This is a genomic window from Haloarcula argentinensis DSM 12282, assembly GCA_000336895.1.
GTDB lineage: Archaea > Halobacteriota > Halobacteria > Halobacteriales > Haloarculaceae > Haloarcula > Haloarcula argentinensis.
The window spans coordinates 587,321-608,925 of the sequence record AOLX01000014.1; the positions used below are offsets into that span (position 1 = coordinate 587,321).

General features: G+C 63.0%; 20 protein-coding genes. 14 read left to right on the plus strand and 6 right to left on the minus strand.

The annotated features are described in order from the left end of the window. Positions 1–4: 4 nt before the first annotated feature. The 6 genes from C443_RS06505 to C443_RS06530 are packed head-to-tail and all read left to right on the plus strand — an operon-like array spanning position 5 to position 6,651. Positions 5–517 carry a plastocyanin/azurin family copper-binding protein gene (locus tag C443_RS06505; protein WP_005534868.1) on the plus strand — a complete coding sequence of 171 codons (513 nt, stop codon included), beginning with the start codon at positions 5–7 and terminating at the stop codon, positions 515–517. Position 518: 1 nt separating this feature from the next. Then, on the plus strand, positions 519–2,498 hold the full coding sequence (nosZ, locus tag C443_RS06510; RefSeq protein ID WP_005534870.1) for a TAT-dependent nitrous-oxide reductase: 1,980 nt from the start codon (positions 519–521) through the stop codon (positions 2,496–2,498). 29 nt (positions 2,499–2,527) lie between these two features. After that, positions 2,528–3,328, plus strand: coding sequence for a hypothetical protein (locus C443_RS06515; RefSeq protein ID WP_005534872.1), 801 nt, complete (start codon positions 2,528–2,530; stop codon positions 3,326–3,328). Continuing rightward, positions 3,325–4,716: a nitrous oxide reductase family maturation protein NosD gene (gene nosD / locus C443_RS06520; protein ID WP_005534875.1), complete on the plus strand. Its 1,392-nt coding sequence runs from the start codon at positions 3,325–3,327 to the stop codon at positions 4,714–4,716. Before C443_RS06515 ends, nosD begins: the two co-directional genes overlap by 4 nt. Then, entirely contained in the window at positions 4,703–5,710 is a 1,008-nt protein-coding gene (locus tag C443_RS06525; RefSeq protein ID WP_005534877.1) for an ABC transporter ATP-binding protein, read from the plus strand. The genes nosD and C443_RS06525 overlap by 14 nt, the downstream gene beginning before the upstream one ends. Further along, entirely contained in the window at positions 5,707–6,651 is a 945-nt protein-coding gene (locus C443_RS06530) for an ABC transporter permease (protein WP_005534880.1), read from the plus strand. The genes C443_RS06525 and C443_RS06530 overlap by 4 nt, the downstream gene beginning before the upstream one ends. A 2-nt stretch (positions 6,652–6,653) precedes the next feature. On the opposite strand, the gene C443_RS06535 is transcribed toward C443_RS06530, so the two are convergent. The 3 genes from C443_RS06535 to C443_RS06545 form a co-directional block, all read right to left on the minus strand. Continuing rightward, positions 6,654–7,550: a hypothetical protein gene (locus tag C443_RS06535; RefSeq protein ID WP_005534882.1), complete on the minus strand. Its 897-nt coding sequence runs from the start codon at positions 7,548–7,550 to the stop codon at positions 6,654–6,656. 39 nt (positions 7,551–7,589) lie between these two features. After that, complete coding sequence (locus C443_RS06540) at positions 7,590–8,693, minus strand: hypothetical protein (protein WP_005534884.1); 1,104 nt, start codon at positions 8,691–8,693, stop codon at positions 7,590–7,592. Positions 8,694–8,864: 171 nt separating this feature from the next. Beyond that, positions 8,865–9,698, minus strand: a complete 834-nt coding sequence (locus tag C443_RS06545) for an MBL fold metallo-hydrolase (RefSeq protein WP_005534886.1) — start codon at positions 9,696–9,698, stop codon at positions 8,865–8,867. A 113-nt stretch (positions 9,699–9,811) separates the two neighbouring features. Here C443_RS06545 and C443_RS06550 point away from each other — a divergent pair, with 113 nt between their 5' ends. Further along, complete coding sequence (locus C443_RS06550; RefSeq protein ID WP_005534888.1) at positions 9,812–10,261, plus strand: universal stress protein; 450 nt, start codon at positions 9,812–9,814, stop codon at positions 10,259–10,261. 148 nt (positions 10,262–10,409) lie between these two features. On the opposite strand, the gene C443_RS06555 is transcribed toward C443_RS06550, so the two are convergent. Further along, positions 10,410–10,808: a YlbF family regulator gene (locus tag C443_RS06555; RefSeq protein WP_004593080.1), complete on the minus strand. Its 399-nt coding sequence runs from the start codon at positions 10,806–10,808 to the stop codon at positions 10,410–10,412. A gap of 293 nt (positions 10,809–11,101) precedes the next feature. Here C443_RS06555 and C443_RS06560 point away from each other — a divergent pair, with 293 nt between their 5' ends. From C443_RS06560 to C443_RS06590, 7 genes are all read left to right on the plus strand, one after another. Continuing rightward, positions 11,102–12,418 (plus strand): methyl-accepting chemotaxis protein, encoded by a 1,317-nt coding sequence (locus tag C443_RS06560; protein ID WP_005534892.1) that lies wholly within the window; start codon positions 11,102–11,104, stop codon positions 12,416–12,418. A gap of 54 nt (positions 12,419–12,472) precedes the next feature. Beyond that, positions 12,473–13,519 carry a diphthamide biosynthesis enzyme Dph2 gene (gene dph2, locus C443_RS06565; RefSeq protein ID WP_005534893.1) on the plus strand — a complete coding sequence of 349 codons (1,047 nt, stop codon included), beginning with the start codon at positions 12,473–12,475 and terminating at the stop codon, positions 13,517–13,519. Positions 13,520–13,579: 60 nt separating this feature from the next. After that, positions 13,580–15,508 carry a PAS domain-containing sensor histidine kinase gene (locus tag C443_RS06570; protein ID WP_005534894.1) on the plus strand — a complete coding sequence of 643 codons (1,929 nt, stop codon included), beginning with the start codon at positions 13,580–13,582 and terminating at the stop codon, positions 15,506–15,508. After that, positions 15,501–15,947 (plus strand): response regulator, encoded by a 447-nt coding sequence (locus C443_RS06575; protein WP_005534895.1) that lies wholly within the window; start codon positions 15,501–15,503, stop codon positions 15,945–15,947. Before C443_RS06570 ends, C443_RS06575 begins: the two co-directional genes overlap by 8 nt. Positions 15,948–15,949: 2 nt before the next feature. Further along, on the plus strand, positions 15,950–17,023 hold the full coding sequence (locus C443_RS06580) for a hybrid sensor histidine kinase/response regulator (RefSeq protein WP_005534896.1): 1,074 nt from the start codon (positions 15,950–15,952) through the stop codon (positions 17,021–17,023). Between the two features lie 96 nt (positions 17,024–17,119). Continuing rightward, a complete protein-coding gene (locus tag C443_RS06585; protein WP_005534897.1) occupies positions 17,120–18,679 on the plus strand; it encodes a sensor histidine kinase in 1,560 nt (519 codons plus the stop codon). A gap of 50 nt (positions 18,680–18,729) precedes the next feature. Continuing rightward, complete coding sequence (locus C443_RS06590; RefSeq protein ID WP_005534898.1) at positions 18,730–19,356, plus strand: METTL5 family protein; 627 nt, start codon at positions 18,730–18,732, stop codon at positions 19,354–19,356. Here C443_RS06590 and C443_RS06595 read toward each other — a convergent pair. Together C443_RS06595 and C443_RS06600 are read right to left on the minus strand one after the other, a co-directional pair. Next, positions 19,353–21,011: a rhomboid family intramembrane serine protease gene (locus C443_RS06595; RefSeq protein ID WP_005534900.1), complete on the minus strand. Its 1,659-nt coding sequence runs from the start codon at positions 21,009–21,011 to the stop codon at positions 19,353–19,355. The two genes, C443_RS06590 and C443_RS06595, sit on opposite strands and share 4 nt — an antisense overlap. 105 nt (positions 21,012–21,116) lie before the next feature. Beyond that, positions 21,117–21,536, minus strand: a complete 420-nt coding sequence (locus C443_RS06600; protein WP_005534902.1) for a DoxX family membrane protein — start codon at positions 21,534–21,536, stop codon at positions 21,117–21,119. Positions 21,537–21,605: the final 69 nt, after the last annotated feature.

Sequence of the window (21,605 nt, forward strand, 5' to 3'; positions counted from 1 at the left end):
TACAATGGCAACGCGTAGAACATTCGTGCGCGGTCTGGGCGTCGCGGCCGGAGTCGCGCTAGCTGGCTGTTCATCGGGCGGCGGGTCCGATAGCGGCGGTGACGGCGACTCGGGTGGCGGCGGTGACGGGTCAGACGGCGGCGAGACCGAGTCCAGCGACGGCGGAAGCGGGTCCGAGTGGACCGAGACGAGTACCGTCGAAATGACGGACGAACTGGCATACGAACCGAAGAAAATCCAGGTCGAGGCAGGGACGACAGTCACGTTCGAGAACGTCGGTAGCATCGGCCACACGGTGACAGCCTACGAAGACAAGCTCCCCGACGGTGCGGACTACTTCGCGTCTGGGGGGTTCGACTCCCAGCAGGCCGCGAAAGACGGGTACAGCAACGGGCAGGAAGGCAACATCCCGAAAGGTGAGAGCTACGAGGTCACGCTGGAGACGACGGGCACGTACGAGTACTACTGCATCCCCCACGAGATGAACGGGATGGTCGGCACAATCAAGGTGGTCTGATATGAGCAAGAACGAAACCCCACGCGATCCGAACGAAGTTCTCGAAGAGTACGAAGAAACCCTCGACTCGGTACTGGCGGAGGTCGAGTCCCCGGACGAAACGACTGAGGACGACGACCTCTCGCTGGGACTGCCCGGCCTCTCGCTCGGCCGCCGGGACTTCATGAAGGCCGGCGTCGCCGCCGGTGCAATGGGATCCGTCGCCGGCTGCTCGGCGCTGACCGGCGGAGACGGCAGCGCTGGCAGCCAATCGACACCCTCTGGCAGCGGCGCGAGCCACACGGTCGAGCCCGGCGAACACGACGAATACTACGGCTTCTGGTCCGGTGGCCACTCCGGCGAACTGCGGGTCGTCGGCATCCCGTCGATGCGCGAACTCACCCGCATTCCGGTGTTCAACACCGACTGTGCGTCGGGGTACGGGTACACCGACGGCACGCAGGAGATGCTGGAGGAGGGCGGCGGGTATAGCTGGGGTGACAACCATCACCCGAACCTCTCGGAGACGGACGGGGATTACGACGGTGAGTACCTGTACGTCAACGACAAAGCCAACGGCCGCATCGCCCGCGTGAACCTCACGTACTTCGAGACGGACGCGATCACTGACGTCCCGAACATGCAGGCCATCCACGGCTGTACCGTCCTCTCACCGGACACGAAGTACGTGCTGGGGAACGGCGAGTTCCGCGTGCCGCTACCCAACGACGGGACCGACGTGAAGAACCCGGACAACTACACGTCGCTGTTCGTCGCCGTCGACCCCGAATCGATGGAGACCCAGTGGCAGGTCAAGGTCGATGGGAACCTCGACATCGTCGACACCGGTAAAGAGGGTCGGTGGGCCATCTCCTCGGCGTACAACAGCGAAGAGGCCACCGACATTCAGGGTATGACGAAGGACGACCGGGACAACGTCAAGGCCTTCGACATCCCGGCTATCGAGCAGGCCGTCGAGAACGGCAACTACGAGGGGGTCAACGGCATTCCTGTCGTCGACGGGACGCAGGGCAGTTCGCTCAACCAGGGCGATCGCCCGATCGTGAAGTACATCCCGACGCCGAAAAGCCCCCACTGTGTCGAGGTCGGTCCGAACGGCGACTACGCATTCATCGCGGGGAAGCTCTCGCCGACGGTGACGATGCTCGACCTGAATGCGCTGGCCGACTCCTCCGACCCCGAAGAGGTCGTCGCCGGGCGGCCACGCGTCGGACTCGGGCCGCTTCACACCACTTTCGACGGGAACGGGCACGCCTACACGTCGCTGTTCATCGACTCTCAAGCAGTCAAGTGGGACATCGAGGCGGCCGTCGAGGCCGAAGAGGGGTCCGAAGACCCCATCATCGAGAAGCAGGACGTCCATTACAACCCCGGCCACATTCAGGCGCTTGAGGCGATGACGACCGACCCGGACGGGGAATGGCTTGTCAGCCTGAACAAGCTCTCGAAAGACCGGTTCCTCCCCGTCGGCCCGATCATGCCCGACAACGACCAACTCATCCACATCGGGCAGGGCGAGGAGGAGATGGAACTGGTCGCGGACCACCCGGCCTACCCCGAGCCACACGACTGCGTGTTCGCCCACAAGGACAAGATCGACGCGAAGAAGGTCTACGACAAGGACGACTACGAGGAGACCTACATCACCGAGGAGGACTCCGGCGTCGAGCGCACGGGCGAGAACAGCGTTCACGTCAAGATGACGACCAAGCGCTCGGAGTTCGGCCTGCCGGACTTCACCGTTCAGGAGGGCGACGAGGTGAAACTGTCCACGACCAACATCGAGGGCGTGCAGGACATTATCCACGGCGTTGCCATCCCCGAGCACGACATCAACTACGCCGTGGCCCCACAGGACACTCGCGAGGTCACCTTCACGGCTGACGACCCCGGCGTGTACTGGATCTACTGCACGTACTTCTGTAGCGCCCTGCACCTGGAGATGCGCAGCCGGATGATCGTCGAGCCGTCGGAGGGGTAGCGCCACAACCGTTTCCGAGGTGTTCAGCCATGCAAAGACCCACCATCGACGACTTCCGTGAGATCCGGCGGGGCCTCCCCGCGATAGCGGCGCTGCTGTTCGTCGCGGCGCTCGCGTTTCCGATGTGGCGCATTAGCGTTGATGCGGTGCAATATCCCAGCACGACGCTCCGCGTCTCCCTGTACGCCTACCCCCACCTGACCGGGGACTTCATCGAGATGGCGCGGCTGAACCACTACGTCGGGTTCTACTTCCCCGACCCGGTGTTAGTCGAGCCCAACTTCCCCGTCGAGGAGAACGCCATCGACGTGCCCGAGTGGTCGCTGGGCCCGGTCGCGTTCATCGGCGTGTCACTGCTGTCGGTGTTCGTCGCCGTCGCGCCGACTACTGAAAAGCTCAAGCGTGGCCTGAAATACCAGTTCGGCGGCACCGTGCTAGTGTTCACCGTGATGCTGGCTGATATCCAGTACCGACTCTGGGAGGCCGGCCACACGCTCGACCCGGGTGCGCCGGTGATGGGCGTCGACGGCTTCACGCCGCCGCTGTGGGGCCAGTACCAGGTCGCCAACATCACCAGCGTCTCCCGGTTCGGTCTCGGCGCGTACATGGCCGCCACAGCCGTTGGACTGCTCGCGGTTTCGTACTACTACCGGGATCAAGCTGCGACGCTCAGCGAGCTCCCGGCCCGACTCCGTGACCGGCTCACCGGATTTCCAGATGCCGTTCAGGAGCGTCTGGGCCGCGACGGCGACACCGAAGACGAGGAAGACGCTCCGCACCGCCCGACGACCACCGCGGCCGAATCTGACCACCCAGAACCCTACTCATGAGGCCACTGTCCCACGATTTCGAGCGTGTGTTCGCCGTTGGTACCGCGGTCCTACTCGTGCTGTCAGTCATGGCTGTCGGGATGGCCAGCGCCGGCGAGACCGGCGGGACCCACGACGACCTCGCCTTCGACCCCGACGTGCCTGACACCGACTCGTTCACCGCCCCGTCGACCGACGGCACCGCGACGGTCGACGGCAAGACCTACGACAGCGCGCAGGCGGCGGTCGATGCCGCGGACCCCGGCGACACCGTCACGCTCGACGGTCGCTTCGACGAGACCCTCGTCGTGACGACGCCGAACGTCACGCTGTCCGGGAGCGGTCCCGGGTCGACGCTGCTGCACGGCGACGGCGCAGGCGATGTGCTCGCCATCGAAGCGCAGGGCGTCACCGTCACCGACCTATGGGTCCGCAACAGCGGCTACGACACTGCAACGAATGATGCCGCGATATTCGTCAACGCCAGCGACGTCACGGTTCGCGACAGCCGCGTGACCGACATGACCTTCGGCATCTGGCTCGACGGCGTCGACGACGCCGAGATCCGCAACAACACCATCGTCGGCCGCGAGGAGATTACGCAGTTGACCAAGCGCGGCAACGGCATCCAGATCTGGAAGACCGAGGACAGCGTCATCCGGAACAACGACATCACCACTGTCCGGGACGGGCTCTATTTCAACTGGGCCAAGGACGTGAATGCGACCGGCAACACCATGTGGGACCTCCGGTACGGCGTCCACTACATGTACTCCGACGACTGCCACCTGCGGGACAACACCGCTTTCGACAACGACGTCGGGTACGCGCTGATGGTGTCGAAACACCTCGTCATCGCGGACAACGTCGCGGTGAACAACAGTGGCCAGTCCGGCCACGGGATCCTCGTCAAGAGCATCGACGACACGGACATCCGCGGTAACCACCTCGTCGACAACGAGAACGGGCTGTTCGTCTACAACTCAGTCAGCAACCGCATCGTCGGTAACCTCGTCGTCGGCAACGACGTCGGCGTCCACATCGCCGCGGGGAGCACCGACGGTACCGTGACCGAGAACAGTTTCATCCGCAACAACAGGCCGGTGCTCGCGGTCATGAGCGCCCAGGTCCACTGGAACGAGAGCGTCGGGAACTACTGGTCCCAGGCGAACCCGACGGACGTCAATGACGATGGCGTCGGCGACACCCGCTACCAGCCGGCCGGGACCGTCCAGCAAGTGACTGCCCAAAAGCCTGCTGCGCGGGTGTTCGCCAGCAGCCCGGCCTTCGACGCCGTTCGGCTGGCCGAATCGTCCGTTCCGGTCGTCCGGTCGCCCGGCGTCGTCGATGCCCGCCCGCTCACCGAACCACCCCACGAGAACTGGAGGAGCTACTATGAACGTGATTGACGTCGACGACGTATCGAAAGCCTACGGCGACGTGCAGGCGCTCGACGGACTGAGTCTGTCTGTCGAGCAGGGGGCCACCCTCGGCGTGTTTGGCACGAACGGGGCCGGCAAGACGACGCTGTTCAAACTGTTGGTCGGGCTGAACCGACCGGACGATGGCAGCGTCTCCGTCGCCGGTGCGGACCCGACCAACGGGACCGCCGTTCGCGAGCGGGTGCGCTACCTGCCGGAACACGCCGGCTTCCCGCCGAGCCTGACCGGCCGCGAGATACTCAGTTTCCATGCCCGGATGCGCTCGGTGCCCCGGGAAGACAGGGACCACCACGTCGAGCGCATCCTGCACACCGTCGGACTCGCGGACGCCGCGGACCGCCGGGTCGGCGGCTACTCCAACGGGATGAACCGCCGGCTCGGCCTCGGCACCGCGCTCGTCGGTGAGCCGGCCGTGCTGATACTCGATGAACCGACCGCGGGGCTCGACCCCGACGGTATCCGGGCGTTCCACGAGGTCGTGGAATCCCTGGCGTCGGAGACGGACGTGACTATCGTCTTTTCCTCGCACGCGCTCGGGGAGATTCAGCGGCTCTGCTCGGAGGCGGTCATCATCGCCGACGGACAGGTGGCGACTGCGGGCCCGGTCGAAGAGCTTCGCCGCGCCGCCGCCGACGAGGTGACGGTGTCGCTGTCGCTGGCCTCCGAGGCGGCTGCGAGCGATGTGGCAGGCATGCTTCGCAACCACGAGGGTGCGTCGAGTGTCAACCGTACCGGCGTTGACCTGACTGTCACCGCCGCCCCGACCGACGCCTACGACCTGCTAACCGCCGTCGGTGAGAGGTACGACATCGACCGCTTCGAGGTCCGGGAACCCGGCCTCGAAGCCGCGTTCCACGAGGCCGTCGGGGCTGATGGCGGCGATGGCTCCGGATCCGACGGCACAGCGGGGGCAGCGGCTGCGGAGGCGGCGACCGAGGACGTGGGAGGTGAGCCGGTATGAGCGAGGCTGACTCCTCGACAGATCCGACCCCGGACGGCGGCGTTGTCGCGGCCGACACTCCAACTACCCGGTTGCACGATGGCGGAACCGAGACGGAGACGGCGATGGACGCGGCCGACGAATCGGCGCTTGCCCGGCTCGCCGACAGCAGCCTGCTCACCATCGCTCGCCGCGAGTACCGGCTAGCCGTCCGGAGCCGGTGGGCACTCGGCGTGGCGCTGCTGTTCGGCCTCTTTACCACCGCAGTCGTCCAGTTCGGGGCGAGTTCAGTTGGCCCGGGCCGCTTCGATGCGGTCATTGCAACCATCGCGGAACTCGGCGTCTACCTCGTCCCCCTAGCCGCGCTGGCGGTCGGCTACGACGCCATCGTCGGGGCCGACGAACGCGGCTCGCTGGAGCTCATGCTCGCGCTCCCGGTGACGAAAGGCCGTGTCGTCGTCGGGACCGCCATTGGCCGGGCGGCGGTGCTGTCCGGCGCGATGTTGCTCGGCTTCGTTCCCGGCGCACTGTTGACAGTCCGCTACATCGGCCTCGCCAGCGTCGGCCAGTACGCGGCGGTCGCCCTCGCAGCGGTGTTGACCGCCTGTGCGATGCTCGGCGTGGCGGTGCTGGTCTCGACGCTCGCTCAGACCAAAACACACGCGCTCGGTGCCGTACTGGCCATCTGGCTGTGGGTCGCGCTGTTGCACGACCTGATCGCGCTCGGGGCGGTCGCAGGGTTCGACCTCGGGTCCGGCGCTATCGCCGCGGCGATACTGTTCAACCCCGTGGACTGCTTCCGCGTGCTCGCGCTCTCGCAGGTGGACGTGGTCGCTGGCGGCTTCGGTAGCGTGCTGGCACAGGCCGGGCTGACCACGCCGATGGTCGCCGCGGGACTCGTAGCGTGGGTCGTCGTGCCTGTCAGCATTGCCGCAAAACTCATCCAGCAGCGGCGTCTCTGAAGCTAAATCGACTGCAGCGCTGTTTCTTCTGGCTCTTCGAACAGACTGGCGACCTGTTCCGTCGTCTCAGTACGTTCGTGGGCGTTTTCCAGAAGGACAGTCTCGCTGGGGAACAGCTGCTCGCCGAGTTCGAGGCCGTGATCGCGAGCAGTCGACCCCGTGACGGTGAGGTAGACGCCGAGGCCGGTCGCCGCGATGTCTGCTTCCTCTTCGCCACCCTCCATGGGATACGTAAAGGAGACGCCATCGAGCGCACTCGTCCCGAGGACGGCTTCGACGAGTCGCTCGTATCGCGGTGAGATACAGAGTTCGCCCTCGTAGTTGGTGACGAAAGTCCGGTCGAGGGGCTCATCCTGTGAGTCCATGACCTCCGGCGTCGCCAGCAGCGTGTGGTATACCGTATCGCCCAATCCGGTCACGACTCGCACGTCAGTGTCCAGCGGGTCGATACGGTCGTTGATTTCGTGGATGGCGGTCAGCGGCTCGTCCCGAAGCTGGACGACCTCTTCGAGTACGAGGTCGGCGCTGTCGAACCCGAGTGCAAACTCGTGGGTCCGGAGCGCCCGAAACGGTTCCTCGCGGCCGACCAGCTGGACATCCCCGTATTCGGTCGGCACGGTAACGCTGTCGAAGACGATTCGTCGGGGCATCCCGTCGCGGTCGTCACGGAGCAGCGTGTATTCCGGCTCGTATGGCGTATCGAGCGAGGAGTAGTCGCTGATGCGATGGTACACGTCGGCGACCGCGTCCTGATTGCCTTTGGTGACGGCCTTCTCGTAGCGAAGCGTCGAGATGATCTCGTCGGCCAGGTCGGTCGTCCCCGTGCGTCCGGCGAGTCGCTCCAGCACTGCTTCGAGAGGCCGGCCCTTTCGCGGAACGGCCACTCTCGTCGTCGTCATTATGCAGGCACAGACGGGGGATCGGTAAAACGAGTTCGGTTAGTCGCCGCCGCCGATAACCGACGATAGCTGTTCGCGCCACTGTTTGAGCTCCTCGATCTCCGATTCGGTCTCGTCGATCCGCTCTGCGAGGTCACCCTCGTCTATCTCCTCGCGGACGGCTTCGATATCGTCTTCGAGATCGTCGAGCTGGCCTTCGACGCTCTCGACTTCCTCGGAAAGGTCGTCGACCTGATCGGAGGCCGAACTGGCTGTGTCCGTCGCCGACTGGACTTCGTCCTGGAACCCCTCTAGAGCCTCTTCGAAGGAGTCGAGGCGCTCGCCGAACTCCTGAATCATATCCTCGCCGGTACCGTTCTCTTCGAGGAACTCTTCGAGGGCATCGGTGTACGCACGGAGGTCTGCGACATCGCTCTGGATGCGCTGGATCCGAGCATCGTTGACGCCGCCGGCGTCACTGTCGTTGTCATCTTCGGAGACGGCGTCGAGCGCACGCTTGAGGAGCTTCACGTCTTCGGGGGAGACGTTCTGGTCGCGGATTTCCTGTGCCATCGTCGCGACGACTGCGCCGGATTGGACCTCGGAATCTGCCGGCGCAGCGTTGCTCTCTTCGGGGGCTTCGACGCTTGAGTCCGGGTTGTTCGGATCAGAGAGGTCCAGCGTCTCGATGTCTTCGTCGTTATCGTCTTCGAGGCCGGGAACGCTGTCGGCGTCACCGGCGATGACGTCCCGAACAGCCTCGTCGCCCCCACCGACGAGGTCCTCTTCGTCCTCGTCCAGGGGCGGGTCCACACTCTCGATTTTTGGTTCCGTCAGGAACTTCTCGACGTCGTCGGTTCCCGTCGCACGGATACCGTAGACGGTCGTGTAGTCGGCTTCGGATTCGAGTTCTTTCTCGAAGGCGATCCGGTTTTCGTTGATGTCCCAGTACTCACTGCCGTACTCGGGATGGAAGCCCAGGTCTTCGACCGCTACGTCTTCTGGAACGGTGTCGACTAACCTGACTGTCACCGCAACAGACCGTCGCGAAGTGAGATTGAACGCTATCGCGGGTACGGGGAACTCGTCCGCCTCGAACCGCTTGGTCACTGTCACGCCATCTGCGGCGACAGTGACTTCGTCGTAGGCTTGCGAATTGCTCATGGTCTGTATGGTCTCAGCAATAGTATTAAAGGTACGTACCTGACCAACATTTACACCTTTTTTCGATACTATACTGATTAATATAATCTAGAGACGTAACCTCAGTAACACGAAAAGGACGTGAGCCAGCAAAGACGGACAGTCCGTCCGTGTGGTACCGGCGAGTCGTTTTCAGTCGAGATCGTACCGGTCGCCGATTTCAACAATTGAAAGCGTCGAGGGATACGCGAAGCTGTTGGCGTGGTTGTGCAGGACGGTCGGCTCCGTCGTCATCCCCTTCCACATATCCCAGTGGGTCGGGACGAGGGTGTCCAACTGGAGTTCGTTCGCGGCTTCGATAATCATGTTCTCGTCGTTGTACCACTGCGTTCGCGTGGATTCGCCGGTCTCCTTGTCGTCGATCATCCCGACAGTCCCGAACGCGAGGACACCGACATCGATATCGTAGCGCTCACCGACGGATTCGAACTCGCCGGGGCGGGCGTCGCCCCCGTGGAAGAACGTCCCGGACTCGTGCTCGAACACGTACGACACCGGATGCTCGGCGTCGGGGTCGTTGGCCGGTTCGACATGGATAATCAGGTCCCCGATTTCGAGCGTGTCACCCTCCGTGACCTCGTGCAACTGGTCGTCGGTGACGCCGTAGTTCTCCAGCCACGCTTCCTCCCGGATGACGTCGTGACCGCTGTCAGTCGTGTAGTAGTCCGCGCCCGTCCCAGCAAGAATCGGGGCCTGGGACGGCCCGTGAACGTGGTCGGTATGTTCGTGGGTCCCCAGGACGGCATCGCACTCGGTGATGTCCTCGGGGTTGAACGGCACTGGGACCATCCGAACGGTTCGCGGCGGGTCGCCCGTACCGAGATACGGGTCGATGAAGACGGTCGTCCCGCCGCTCGATTTCAGGATGAAGCCGTTACAACCCAGATACCAGAATGCCAGTCCGTCAGGCGTCGCCGACTCCACTGCACGCGGGAGCCAGTCGTCCCAATCAGATTCGACTGTCATGTCGGAAGATGCCACGCCCGGTCGCTAAGATGTTTCGAAGACGCCAGGCCGTCTCCCGCTATTTGAGAACGGAACCCTCGCTTTATTTCCTACCTGAGAGAAATACGACCTGTATGTACGATCACATCCTCCTCGCCTCAGATGGGACAGAAGCCTCGACCAACGCCGAATCCCACGCGATTGCCCTCGCAGCGGAACACGGCGCGGCCCTCCATGCGCTGTATGTCGTCGACGAAGACGTCTACACGGCCTACAGCGGCGACGAGTACGTCGACGAATCGGAGGGACCGGAGCACGGCCTCGAAGAGACGGGTCAGGAGACGCTGGCCCGGATAGAGGCCGATGCAGCGGCATCCGGCGTCGACGTGACGACGACCCTGAAACACGGACGACCGGCTGAATCCATCATCGAGACTGCCGACGAGGCGGACGTCGACCTGCTCGTCCTCGGGACGAAGCGGCGGCCAGCGGAGTACCGGAGTCTCCTCGGCAGCATCACCGACAAGGTGCTTCGACTGACCGAGCGACCGGCGGTCGTGGTGAAAACCGAAGTCGAGGAGTAACTGTCCAGTCGGTCGAGTGCATCACTGACTGGCGATACCTGTCGGTGGAACAGTGTCGCTGACGGATGGTAGCTGTCGGCGGTATCGACGTTCTTGACCGATGGCTTCGGAGTCAGAGAAAAAACGCGACCGCAAGAAGTACCGCCGTTCAGTCCTCGCAGCAACCGCCGGCTTTCTGGCCGAAGTCGACGGCCAGTTCCTCGGAGACGATCTCGTTGAGTTCCTGCAGGCGCAGTTCGAGTTCGTTCTGGGCTTCCAGATAGTCACTCATTACCGGGATGTCGTGGAGTTCCTCCTGCTTCTGCTGGACTTTCCGGAGGTCCTCCTGAGAGGCGTTCCCGGTCTGGCGGGCGAGCATGAACTCCTCGCGAATCTGCTCGAACTCTTGGATGGCCGCCTGCGCCTCGTCGTGGTTCTCGACAGCGTCTTTCGTCTCCTTGAATCGCTGGTACACCGGTAGCTCGGCGATCGCTTCGCCGAACTCTGTAGCGAGCGCCTCGACGTGGTCACCGTCGATATCAGCGGCGGTATCGGTCTCGATGCTCATCACCGATTGGTATGAACTCGGGTGGTATAGACCTGCCGAAACCGTGTTGTTCTCTGCGGGATATCGGTCCCTGGCAGCGTTCCTGCCGTGTTGTCGCTCGCATCGGATTCTCGGGCCGGCAGTTGTTCAACGTTGAATCGGGAAGCCGTGTTTGTCGCAGTCGTTTCGGTCTGCAGGAGCGCCACTATACTGGTCGCTCTGTAGCTTCGCTCCTGGTGAGATTCGCTCAAACCAGTTATCAGCTGATATAATCAGTCGAAAACGGTATATTAGTTTCTAAGATAGGTCTTACAATGGCAAAAACTGCATCCGAAGACGGTCTGTTACCCGAGTCTGTCGACGACAGCGGGGAATTCTGGCTCCACACGTTCGAATCGCTTGTCGAGGATTTACCGGAAGCTGCGTTCGTGGTCGATGCGGACGGCGATATCACACACTGGAACGACACGGTTGGACAGATGCTCGGGCTCCCGGCGAGCGAGGCGGTCGGGATGAACGCATACGACGTGTTTGGCACAGAGGGGCAGGACGAAACGCTCGCTCAGGAAGTCATCAGAACGGGCGAGCCAGTCCGCGAAGACGAGTTCCGCTCGGCCGAGCGGCCCGACGGGACGATGGCACACGCGCGGGCGGTGGCTATCCCGCTAATGGGTCCCGGCGGGGACGCTATCGGTGCGCTAGAGCTACTGATCGATTTCAGTGATATCGTTGAACAGCGTGAGGCGCTCCAGAACCTCCAGTCACAGATGGCGACAGACGTCGAGTCAGCTGTCGGCGAAATCGGCGACTCCGCCGCGGCCGTTACCGAGCAGTCCGACGAAATCAAGGAGATGGCCGGCGAGCAATCCGACAACCTCGATGAGGTCCAGTCCGAAGTCTCCGGGTTCAGCGCGACCGTCGAGGAAATCGCCTCCAGCGCCGAGGAAGTGAGCAGTCAGAGCGGCGAGGCCAGGGAACTCGCCGAGGAATCCGTCGAGACGGCCGAGGAAACAATCGAACGCGTCGAGGATGCGACGGAGTCCGCCGAACAGGTCGCGTCGGACTCGACGGAGCTCCGCGGCCACATCGAGGAAATCGATGAGTTCGTCGAGGTCATCAACGACATCGCGGACCAGACGAACATGCTGGCGCTGAACGCCAACATCGAAGCCGCACGGAGCAACAGCGACAGTGACGGGTTTGCGGTCGTCGCCGACGAAATCAAAGAGCTGGCCGACGAGTCGAAACAGCACGCCGACGAGGTCGAGCGGATCGTCGGGGAGGTCCGCGAGATGGCCGACAGCACCGCCGAGAACGTCGAGGAGACGACGGGCGCGATTCAGCAGGCGCTCACTGACTTAGAGACGGTGCTCGACAACCAGCAGGCCATCGTCGACGCGACCTCAGAGACGGAACAGGGTATCGGCGAAGTCGCGGCGGCGACGGACGACCAGGCTGCAAGCGCCGAAGAGATCGCTAGCATGATCGACGAAATCGCCCAGCGTGCTGCCGAGGTGTCCGAGTCCATCGACGAGCTGGCTGGCGCAAACGAGACCCAGCACCGGATGGCTCAGGACTTAGAAGAGAACGTCGAGCGGGTCGAGCGCCGACTCGCCGAGATTATGGAGTGACTGTCGCTCACGGAAACACGGGGGTTATCACTCTCGAACGGATACAGGGGTGCAATGAGTCAAGAGCGGACTGACGGCGACCTCCGGAACACCGGACTGTCGCTCAAGCACGACCGCGAGTGGGATTACGAACTCGACCGAATCATCGAAGCTGTCGAGGAGCGCGACGCCGAGAAGGTGGGCCTGCAGTTCCCAGAGGGACTAAAGCGCCGCGGCCCGGCCGTGGCCGATGACCTCCGCGAGCACCTCCCCGACGACGTGACGGTGCTGCTCTCGGGCCAGCCCTGTTACGGTGCCTGCGACCTCGATACGTACATGATGCGCCGGACGGACGTGTTCGTCCACTTCGGCCACTCACCGATGAAGGAATCAGACAAGATCATCTACGTGCCGCTGTTCTCCAACGTCGACGTCTTCCCCATCATGGAGCAGGCCCGCGAGGAGCAACTGGCCGACCCCGAAGCGGACCCCGACGTGGGGCTGGTGACGACGGCCCAGCACATGAACAAGTTCGACGAGATGCGCGAGTGGCTGGAAGAGCGCGGCTACAACGTGCACACACGGCGCGGCGACGAGCGGTTGACTCACGAGGGCCAGGTGCTCGGCTGTAACTACGCCAGCGCCGATGTTGACGCCGACCAGATGCTGTACGTCGGTGGCGGGAAGTTCCACCCGCTCGGGTTGGCGATGGAGCACCCCGACAAACACGTTGTCATCGCCGACCCCGTGAACAACGTCGTCACTGTCGCCGACACGGAGAAGTTCATGAAACAGCGCTACGGCGCAGTCCACCGCGCGATGGACGCCGAGTCTTGGGGGGTCATCTTCTGTACCAAAATCGGACAAGGTCGCTGGGATCAGGCCCAAGAAATCGTCGAGAACAATGAGAACGCCTACCTCATCACTATGGATGAGGTGACGCCGGACCGGCTGACGAACTTCGGGATGGACGCCTACGTTAACACCGGCTGTCCGCGCATCACCACCGACGACGGCCCGCAGTTCAAGAAGCCGATGCTCACCCCCGGCGAGTACGAGATCGCCATCGGCGAGAAGCCGCTCGATTCGCTGGAGTTCGACACCTTCCACGGCACCTGGTAGCGTTCTCACACCTGAGAACGGCGGGAGTACAGTCTTGTAGCCTGCCAGCGCACCACACGTATGGCTTCTACGGAGGACACTGCTCTTTTCCGTGACGTGTTCCAGGCAAATCCGGACCCGATTATGATCCACGACGCCGACACCGGGACTGTCGTCAGAGCGAACGAGGCAGCGGGCGCGTTGCTCGGGCGTCCGCCGGCAGATGTCGTCGGGATGCACGTCGGCGAGTTCAGCCCGCCGGGGTTTTCGACGGCAGACGCAAACGCTCTGATTACGGAGGCAGCCACATCGGGGTCGGCACAGGTCGAGTGGTCGACACAGGGTCCGGACGGTGAGAGCCGGCTGGTCGAAGTGTCGCTCGAACGCGCCGTCATCGACGACACAACCCGCGTTGTGGCGTTCATTCACGACGTGACCGAGATCCGCCGACAGGAGCGCAAACACACTGAACGGAGCAAGCAACTCCAGACGCTGATCGAGAACCTTCCGGTCGTCGTGTTCACGCTCAACCCTGACGGCGTCTTTACTTACTCGGCTGGGAAGGGACTGGACGAACTCGGGATCGAACCCGGCGAGTTCGAAGGGGCCTCTGTGTTCGAGGTCTATAGCCAGTATCCGGACATCATCACTGCCGTCGAGCGAGCGCTGGACGGGGAGGAGATCCGGGTGACCCAGGAGATCGACGGCCTCGTTTTCGAGACGTGGTATCGGCCGGTGTTCGACGACGGAGAGCTAACGCAGGTGGTCAGCGTCGCCCGCGACATCACTGACCTCAAACAGCGCGAAGCACGCATCGAAACACTCAGCGAGGCGACGAACGAACTGCTGTACACTCGCACGGAGCGTGCGGTCGCGGACACGGTGACGCAGATCGCACAGCGCATCATCGACCAGCCGCTGGCGGCGATGTGGTCCTACGACAGCGACGACGACACCCTCTATCCGATCGGTGCAACAAGCGAGGCGGCAGACTTCGCGGCGGTTGAGACGGCATCTGACCTCCCACCGATGGGTCCCGAAAGCGACGAAAACCGCCTGTTCCACGATGGCAGTCCGACCGTCGTCGAGGACTACCAGACGCTATCGAACCCATCAGTCCCTCAGACACCGCTGCGGACGGTGCTGTTTCTCCCCCTCGAGGACTACGGGATGCTGTGTATCGGCTCGCCGACTGTCGAATCCTTCGACAGCCACGACCGGTTCTTGCTCGAGATTCTTGCGAGTACCGGGGCCGCTGCGCTGGACCGGGTCGAACGGGAGACCCGGCTCAAATCCAAGCAGACGGAACTCGAACGATCAAACGAGGCACTTCAGCAGTTCGCCTACATCGCGTCGCATGACCTGCAGGAGCCCCTCCGAATGGTGTCGAGTTACGTCGACCTGCTGGACAGCGAATACGGTGACGACCTCGACGAGGAGGCGGCCGAGTACATGGCCTTCGCCGTCGACGGGGCTCGTCGAATGCAGGAGATGGTCAACGCCTTGCTCCGGTACTCGCGGGTCGAGACAAACTCGGGTGACTTCGAGGAAACAGACCCGGAGGCGGTGCTCGACCGGACGGGAGACGCCTTGCAGATGCGAATAGAGGAGGTGGACGCGACCATCACAGCGGAGTCACTGCCACCCGTCGAAGCCGATCCGAACCAGGTCGGGCAAGTGTTCCAGAATCTGCTGGAAAACGCCATCGAGTACGCCGTGGAAGCCGATATCGAACCCCGCGTCGAGGTCAGCGCCGAAGAAGACGACGACATGGTGACGTTCACCGTCTCGGACAACGGACCCGGGATTCCGGCGGCGGACCACGAGGAGGTGTTCGACATCTTCCACCGCGCCGGGGCCCACGACACGGAGGGAACCGGCATCGGGCTGGCCGTCTGCCAGCGAATCGTCCTGCGCCACGACGGGCGTATCTGGGTCGAACCGTCGGACGATGGCGCGACATTCAAATTTACGCTGCCCGCGGTGACGGAGGTGAGTGGCGATGACTGAGTCCGCCGAAGGTCGGCCAGTGGAGATTCTGCTGGCGGAGGACAATCCCGGCGATGTCAAGCTGACCGAGAAAGCGCTGGAGAAGGGGAAGGTGCTGAACAATCTGCACGTGGTCAACGACGGTGTCGAGGCACTGGCGTTCCTCCAGCAGCAAGGTGAGTACAGTGACGCACCGCGGCCAGATCTGTTGTTGCTCGATCTTAATATGCCACGTAAAGGCGGACAGGAGGTCCTCGAAGAGATGAAAGACGACGAGTCGCTCCGGCGGATTCCGGTCGTCGTGCTGACCAGTTCCGAGGCGGAAGAGGACATCATCGAATCGTACGACCTCCACGCGAATGCCTACCTGACGAAACCCGTGGACTTCGACGGCTTCGTCGACATCGTCAGTAGCGTCGAAGATTTCTTCCTCACGGTCGTCAAGCGGCCGCCGAAATAACGATGACTGAGTCGGTACATCTCGACGTGCTCCTCGTTGAGGACAACCCGGGCGATGCCCGCCTTGTCGAGCATCACCTGAACTCGCCGGCGGTGGCGCACTTCGTCGATGACGTGACGATTTCCCACGTCGAGTCGCTAGCGCCGGTTGACGAACAGTCGGGGGCAGCCTACGACGTGGTACTGCTCGACCTCGGACTCCCCGAGTCGACAGGGCTCACAACACTCGATCGGGCGACCGAGATGATAGATGAGGTGCCGATCATCGTCCTCACAGGCATGGAGGACCGGGAGATGGCCATCGAAGCGATCAACCGAGGCGCACAGGACTACCTGCCGAAAGCGGATCTGGACGGCGACCGGCTCGTGAGAGCACTCCGGTATGCAGTCGTCAGGAGCCGTCAGCAGCGTGCCATTCAGCGCCAGACCGACCAGATGGACTTCTTCAACAGTATTCTACAACACGACATCCTCAATGGGATGAACGTCATCCGGGCGCGGGGCGAACTCCTCGAAGAGACACTCGACAGCGAGGAACGCGAGTACGCGTCGACAATCGTCCAGTGGAGTGACGACCTTATCGAACTCACCGAAAAGGTCCGGTCAGTGCTTGAGACGGTCACCGAAGAGGACGGACGGGACCACGAACACCGGGAGATACAGGCCGTCCTCGACAATGCGGCGGACCGCGCCCGGTCGGTCAGCGACGACTGTACCGTCACAATCGAGCCACAGGCGGTCACTGTTGTCGCTGACGAGTTACTCGATGACGTGTTCGGGAACCTCTTTCTCAACGCGGTCGAACACGGTGGCAACGACGTGACTATCGACGTGACGACGACGGTTGCGGACGGCACCGTGACTGTCTGTCTTGCGGACGACGGGGAGGGTATACCGAGCAGCGACGCTCGCCGCATCTTCGAGCGTGGTGAGAAGGGGTCTGAGTCCGGCGGGACTGGCTTCGGCCTCTACTTCGTGGACACGATGGTCCGGAGCTATGGCGGCGACGTCTGGGTCGAGGACAGCGACCACGGCGGCGCGGCGTTCTATGTTGAACTCCCACACGCAACTCTGTAGGGGGAGTCGACTGTCACACTGTCGTCGATCACCCGCATTTCAGCTTCTGAGAAACGGGTCCGAATCTTCAATTCCGGGGAGTCCGTGTCACCTGCTATGGATGATCCGCTGGATGGTGCCGATGGTAGCGATTCGGGTAAACGGGATCGCTACCTCGCGGCCATGCAGGACCTCACTGCGGCGATGGCGGCCAGCGGAACTACCTTTCAGGAGCGTGTAGAACCGGTCTTGGCTGTCGGGCGAGAGCATCTGGGGTTCCCGAACGGCCACATCACGGTCGTCTCCGGGGACGAACACAAAGTCGTCGCCAGCAGTGGTCTGGCATCAACGATTGCAGCGGGCGTCGAACGCCCACTCTCCAAAACATACTGTAAGCACACCCTCAACGACTCCGGGATTCACATCATCACTAACGCGAGCGAATCGATGGCGGCCGACCCTGCATACAAGGAGGCCGGACTGGAGGCGTACGTCGGCACGACGCTTCGGGCGAACGGGTCAGAGTACGGGACGCTGTGTTTCGTCAACGATGACGAGGCGATTTCGGAGTTCTCGGACTGGCAGCAGACGCTGCTCAAGCATCTGACGCAGTGGGTCGAAGCGGAGATTGAACGCGAGCTAGCTGTCGATTCACAAGAGGAGAGCCAGCGGCTGCTGGAAGCGACGTTCAACTCACCGGAGACGTTCATCGGTATCCTCGACGCCGACGGGAACCTCGTCAGAGCGAACGAGACCGCACTCGGGTTCATCGACGCTGACGACGACGCCATCTTCGGAGAGCCGTTCTGGGAAACACCCTGGTGGAACCACAACGAGAGCGTAGCGTGCCGTTGCCAAGACGCTGTCGAGCGGGCGAGTGAGGGTGAGATGGTCAGGTTCGAAGCCGAGCACGTCGGCGCAGACGGCCAGCGCATCTCGACCTCCGTCGTGGCCCGACCGGTCGCGGTCGACGGCACCGTGGAGAAAATAATCGTCGAGGGAACAGATATTACCGACCTCAAGCGCCGCGAAGAGCAGATGGAGTTTTTCAATAGCATTCTCAGACACGACATCCTCAACGGGATGACCGTCATCGAAGCGCGCGCAGAGACGCTTGCAGATACGCTCGACGGGACACAGGCGAACTACGCCGAGACGATTCTGGATTGGAGTCAGGACATCGTCGACCTCACACAGAAGGTCCGGAGCGTCCTCAATACGATGTCGGATGACGGGTTGACAGAGGCAGAGACAATCGCCTTAGGACCGGTCATCGAAGGGGCAACAAAAAAAGCGGCCTCGATGGACGAGGACTGCACGCTCAGGACAGATATCCACGACGATATCGAGGTCGTGGCTGACGACCTTCTCGACGATGTCGTCGGAAACATCTTGACGAACGCCGTCGAGCACGGTGGCCCAGGTACCACAATCGAGGTCACGACGGAACGTGTCGGGCCGATGATTCACCTTCATATCGCTGACGACGGGCACGGAATACCGCCCGCAGAGCGTGAGACAATCTTCGAGAAGGGGGAGCGTGGAACCGAATCGACAGGGACCGGGTTCGGACTCTATTTCGTCTCGGTGATGGTTGACAGCTACGGTGGCAACATCTGGGTCGAAGAGAGCGACCTCGGCGGCAGCGAGTTCGTCGTTGCGCTCCCGATAGAATAACTACTGAGCATTTCCAAACGTTTTTGAATGAATCGGGCGTATCTCGGGTAATGCCGACAAAGAGTGCGCTCGCCCAGCAACTCGCCGTTGTCGCCGGGTTCGACAACCCACGGGCCAGTCTCGAACAGTACCGGACACCGCCGGATCTGGCCGCCCATCTGGTCCATACGGCTGACCTCCAGGACGATATTCAGGGACAGACGGTCGTCGACCTGGGCTGTGGAACCGGGATGCTGGCGCTGGGTGCAGCGCTGCGGTCGCCGGCTCGGGTGGTCGGGCTAGACATCGACCCCGCACCGCTGTCGACGGCGCGTGAAAACGAGCGGAAGGTCGGGTCGACGACGCCAGTGTCGTGGATTCGAGCAGATGCCACCACAGCCCCGCTGTGTCCGCCCGCCGAAGAAACCACCGTCGTCATGAACCCGCCCTTTGGCGCACAGTCGGACAACGAACACGCCGACCGACGGTTCCTCGAAACTGCCGCGTCCATCGCGGGCGTCTCGTACTCGATTCACAACGAGGGAAGCCAATCGTTCGTCGAATCCTTCGCCGGGGACAACGGCGGCGAAGTGACCCACGCCTTCGAAACGGAGTTCGACCTGCCGCGACAGTTCGACTTCCACAAATCGGATCGACAGGCGATTACGGCGGAAGTGTACCGCATCGACTGGACCTAGCTCCGCGTCGCTTGCTGGCGGTGCTCGGCGATTTTGACGCGAGTGTCGTCCGTGCGTGCGTATAGCCGCGAGCGGTTCCGCTCGAAAGTCAGCCCGCCGATCCGCGTCCGCGTCATGTTCGCCGGGAGCGGTGCCTGCCCGAGCGTTTCGTTCCTCCGTGTTACGACCACATCGAATCCGTTCTGCCGGGCCGCCACTGTTACGTTCCGTCCGTCGAGTATCACGTCCGCCGTCGACGGCTCCGAGGTGTACGCCGTCCGGGGCTGGCCGCCCTCACGCCTGAGTTGGACCCGGTAGACGCTGGAATTGCCGAGGACCGACCAGTCCGTCCGGTTTGCGTACACCGACTCGCGCCAGGTCGCCCCGCCGACCGTGACTCGTTCCTGACCGTTGACGGCGAGCCGGCCCGGCTGGACGGCGACGATCCAGACCTCCCGCTCCGCGCTGGCGACGATGACGCCGCTGGCGTTGACGCTTGTCCCCGCTTGCTGCGTCGGCACCCAGATGCTCTCGAAGTACGCGTTCGGGACGTTCTCGTCGTAGGTCACTACGTAGTCTCTGACCTCGATGCCGTCTTCAGGAAGCTGGTCCGCCTGCAGGTCGACGACGTTCGTCGGGACGGCAGCGAAACTCAGTGCACCGAGGACGACGAGCAGAACCATCACTGCGAGTGACGCCGGGCGGCGGTCGAACGACGGGCGAAAACGCCGGTCAGAACCGACGGTCGCCGCGGCGACGACGAGCGCGAGGACAAACACCAGTGCCGTCCCGGCCCAGCGGAACAACCGAAACCGGCCGCCGCCGAGCGGGATGTACACCGCCCAGAGCCCCTGTGCGACGGCGAACACGAGCGTCGCAAAGAACACCCGCAGCGTATCGGGGCGTTCGTCCCGGTTCCACAGTAGCGCGAGGGCCACGATGACGCCGGCCAGGATACCGATAGCGTGTCCCTGAATGGCGATGTTGGACCACCACGGCGTCACGAAGCGGGTCTGACCCGAGGCCGTCGACACGGGGTAGCGAAGCGCCGAATACAGGAGGTCGAGCACGCGGTTTCCGAGAAACGCACCGAGAAACAGCGTCGGCCGTGTCACGAGCGCGAACCCGGCAATAGCGAACACCACGCCGGAAAAGCCCACAATCGGCCCGATAGCGAACACCGCGGAGAACACGCCCACAGCGAACATGGCGACCGGAACGACCAGAATTCGGGTAAACGGGTTCGTCCGAAGCGACGTGAAGGTCTGCACCCCGCGCTTGCGAGGGTAGTGTCCCCAGACGTACTCCGCGACCGTTCCGTACACCAGTGTCCCCATGAGGTTCCCCGTGATGTGGCCTTGGCTGCCGTGAGTGAACGCCCCGGTGAGCATCCCGAACGGGTAGAAGTACGACCACGTCCGGAACGGGGTAACAAGCGGGTTCCGTGGATGCCACCACGCGCCCTGCAAGAACAGGTACACTGCCGCGACACCCGCAATCGTCAGCAGTGTTCCCCACGGGACTCCGAGGAGGAGTCGCGCCCGTATCCCGTCACCAACTCGCGCATCCGAGAAGCGCCGGACGGCAAGGAGGACAGCGAGCACCACGGCGAGGACGACCGCTTCCTGCCACGGGAGCCATGCAGGCATGGCCGGCGTCGGCAGCGACTGCATCATTCACGCACAGTTCAGGTACGGGGCGGCTTATGGATGGCGGCAGGTGTCACTCCTGAACAGTGATTGGGCCACAGTCAGGCGACCGGACTAAACAGGGTCGCCGCCTCAGAACAGGGACAGACCGACGCTGTACGGCCACGCCGTGCCGGCCACCGCAAGCAGCGACAGCGCGCCACCAGCGAGTGCGATGTTCTTGAGGAACTGTGTCATCTCGTCTTGCATCTGGTCGTCCGGGACCGCCCAGAAGTTGTGCATCATAACGGCGGAAGCGACGAGGAACGTCGCCAGCGCCCCGGCCGCGATGACGGGGTACGCGCCGAGGATGAGGAGGACGCCGCTGACGAGGAGCAGTCCACCGCTTCCGTAGACCGACGCCGCGGGTGCTGGGAGCCCTTTCGCCTCCGCGTAGGGGGTCATCTGTCCGGCGTTCTGGAAGTGGTTCAGGCCCATGAAGGCGAGCACCCCACCGAACAGGAGTCGGCCCAGCAAGAACAGTTCGCCCGCACCGGCGGACTCGAACGCCATCAGGCGCTCACCTCCGGGGCAGGGATAGTTTCGCTGCGAGACTGTCGAACCGCGATTTGTGGTTTCATT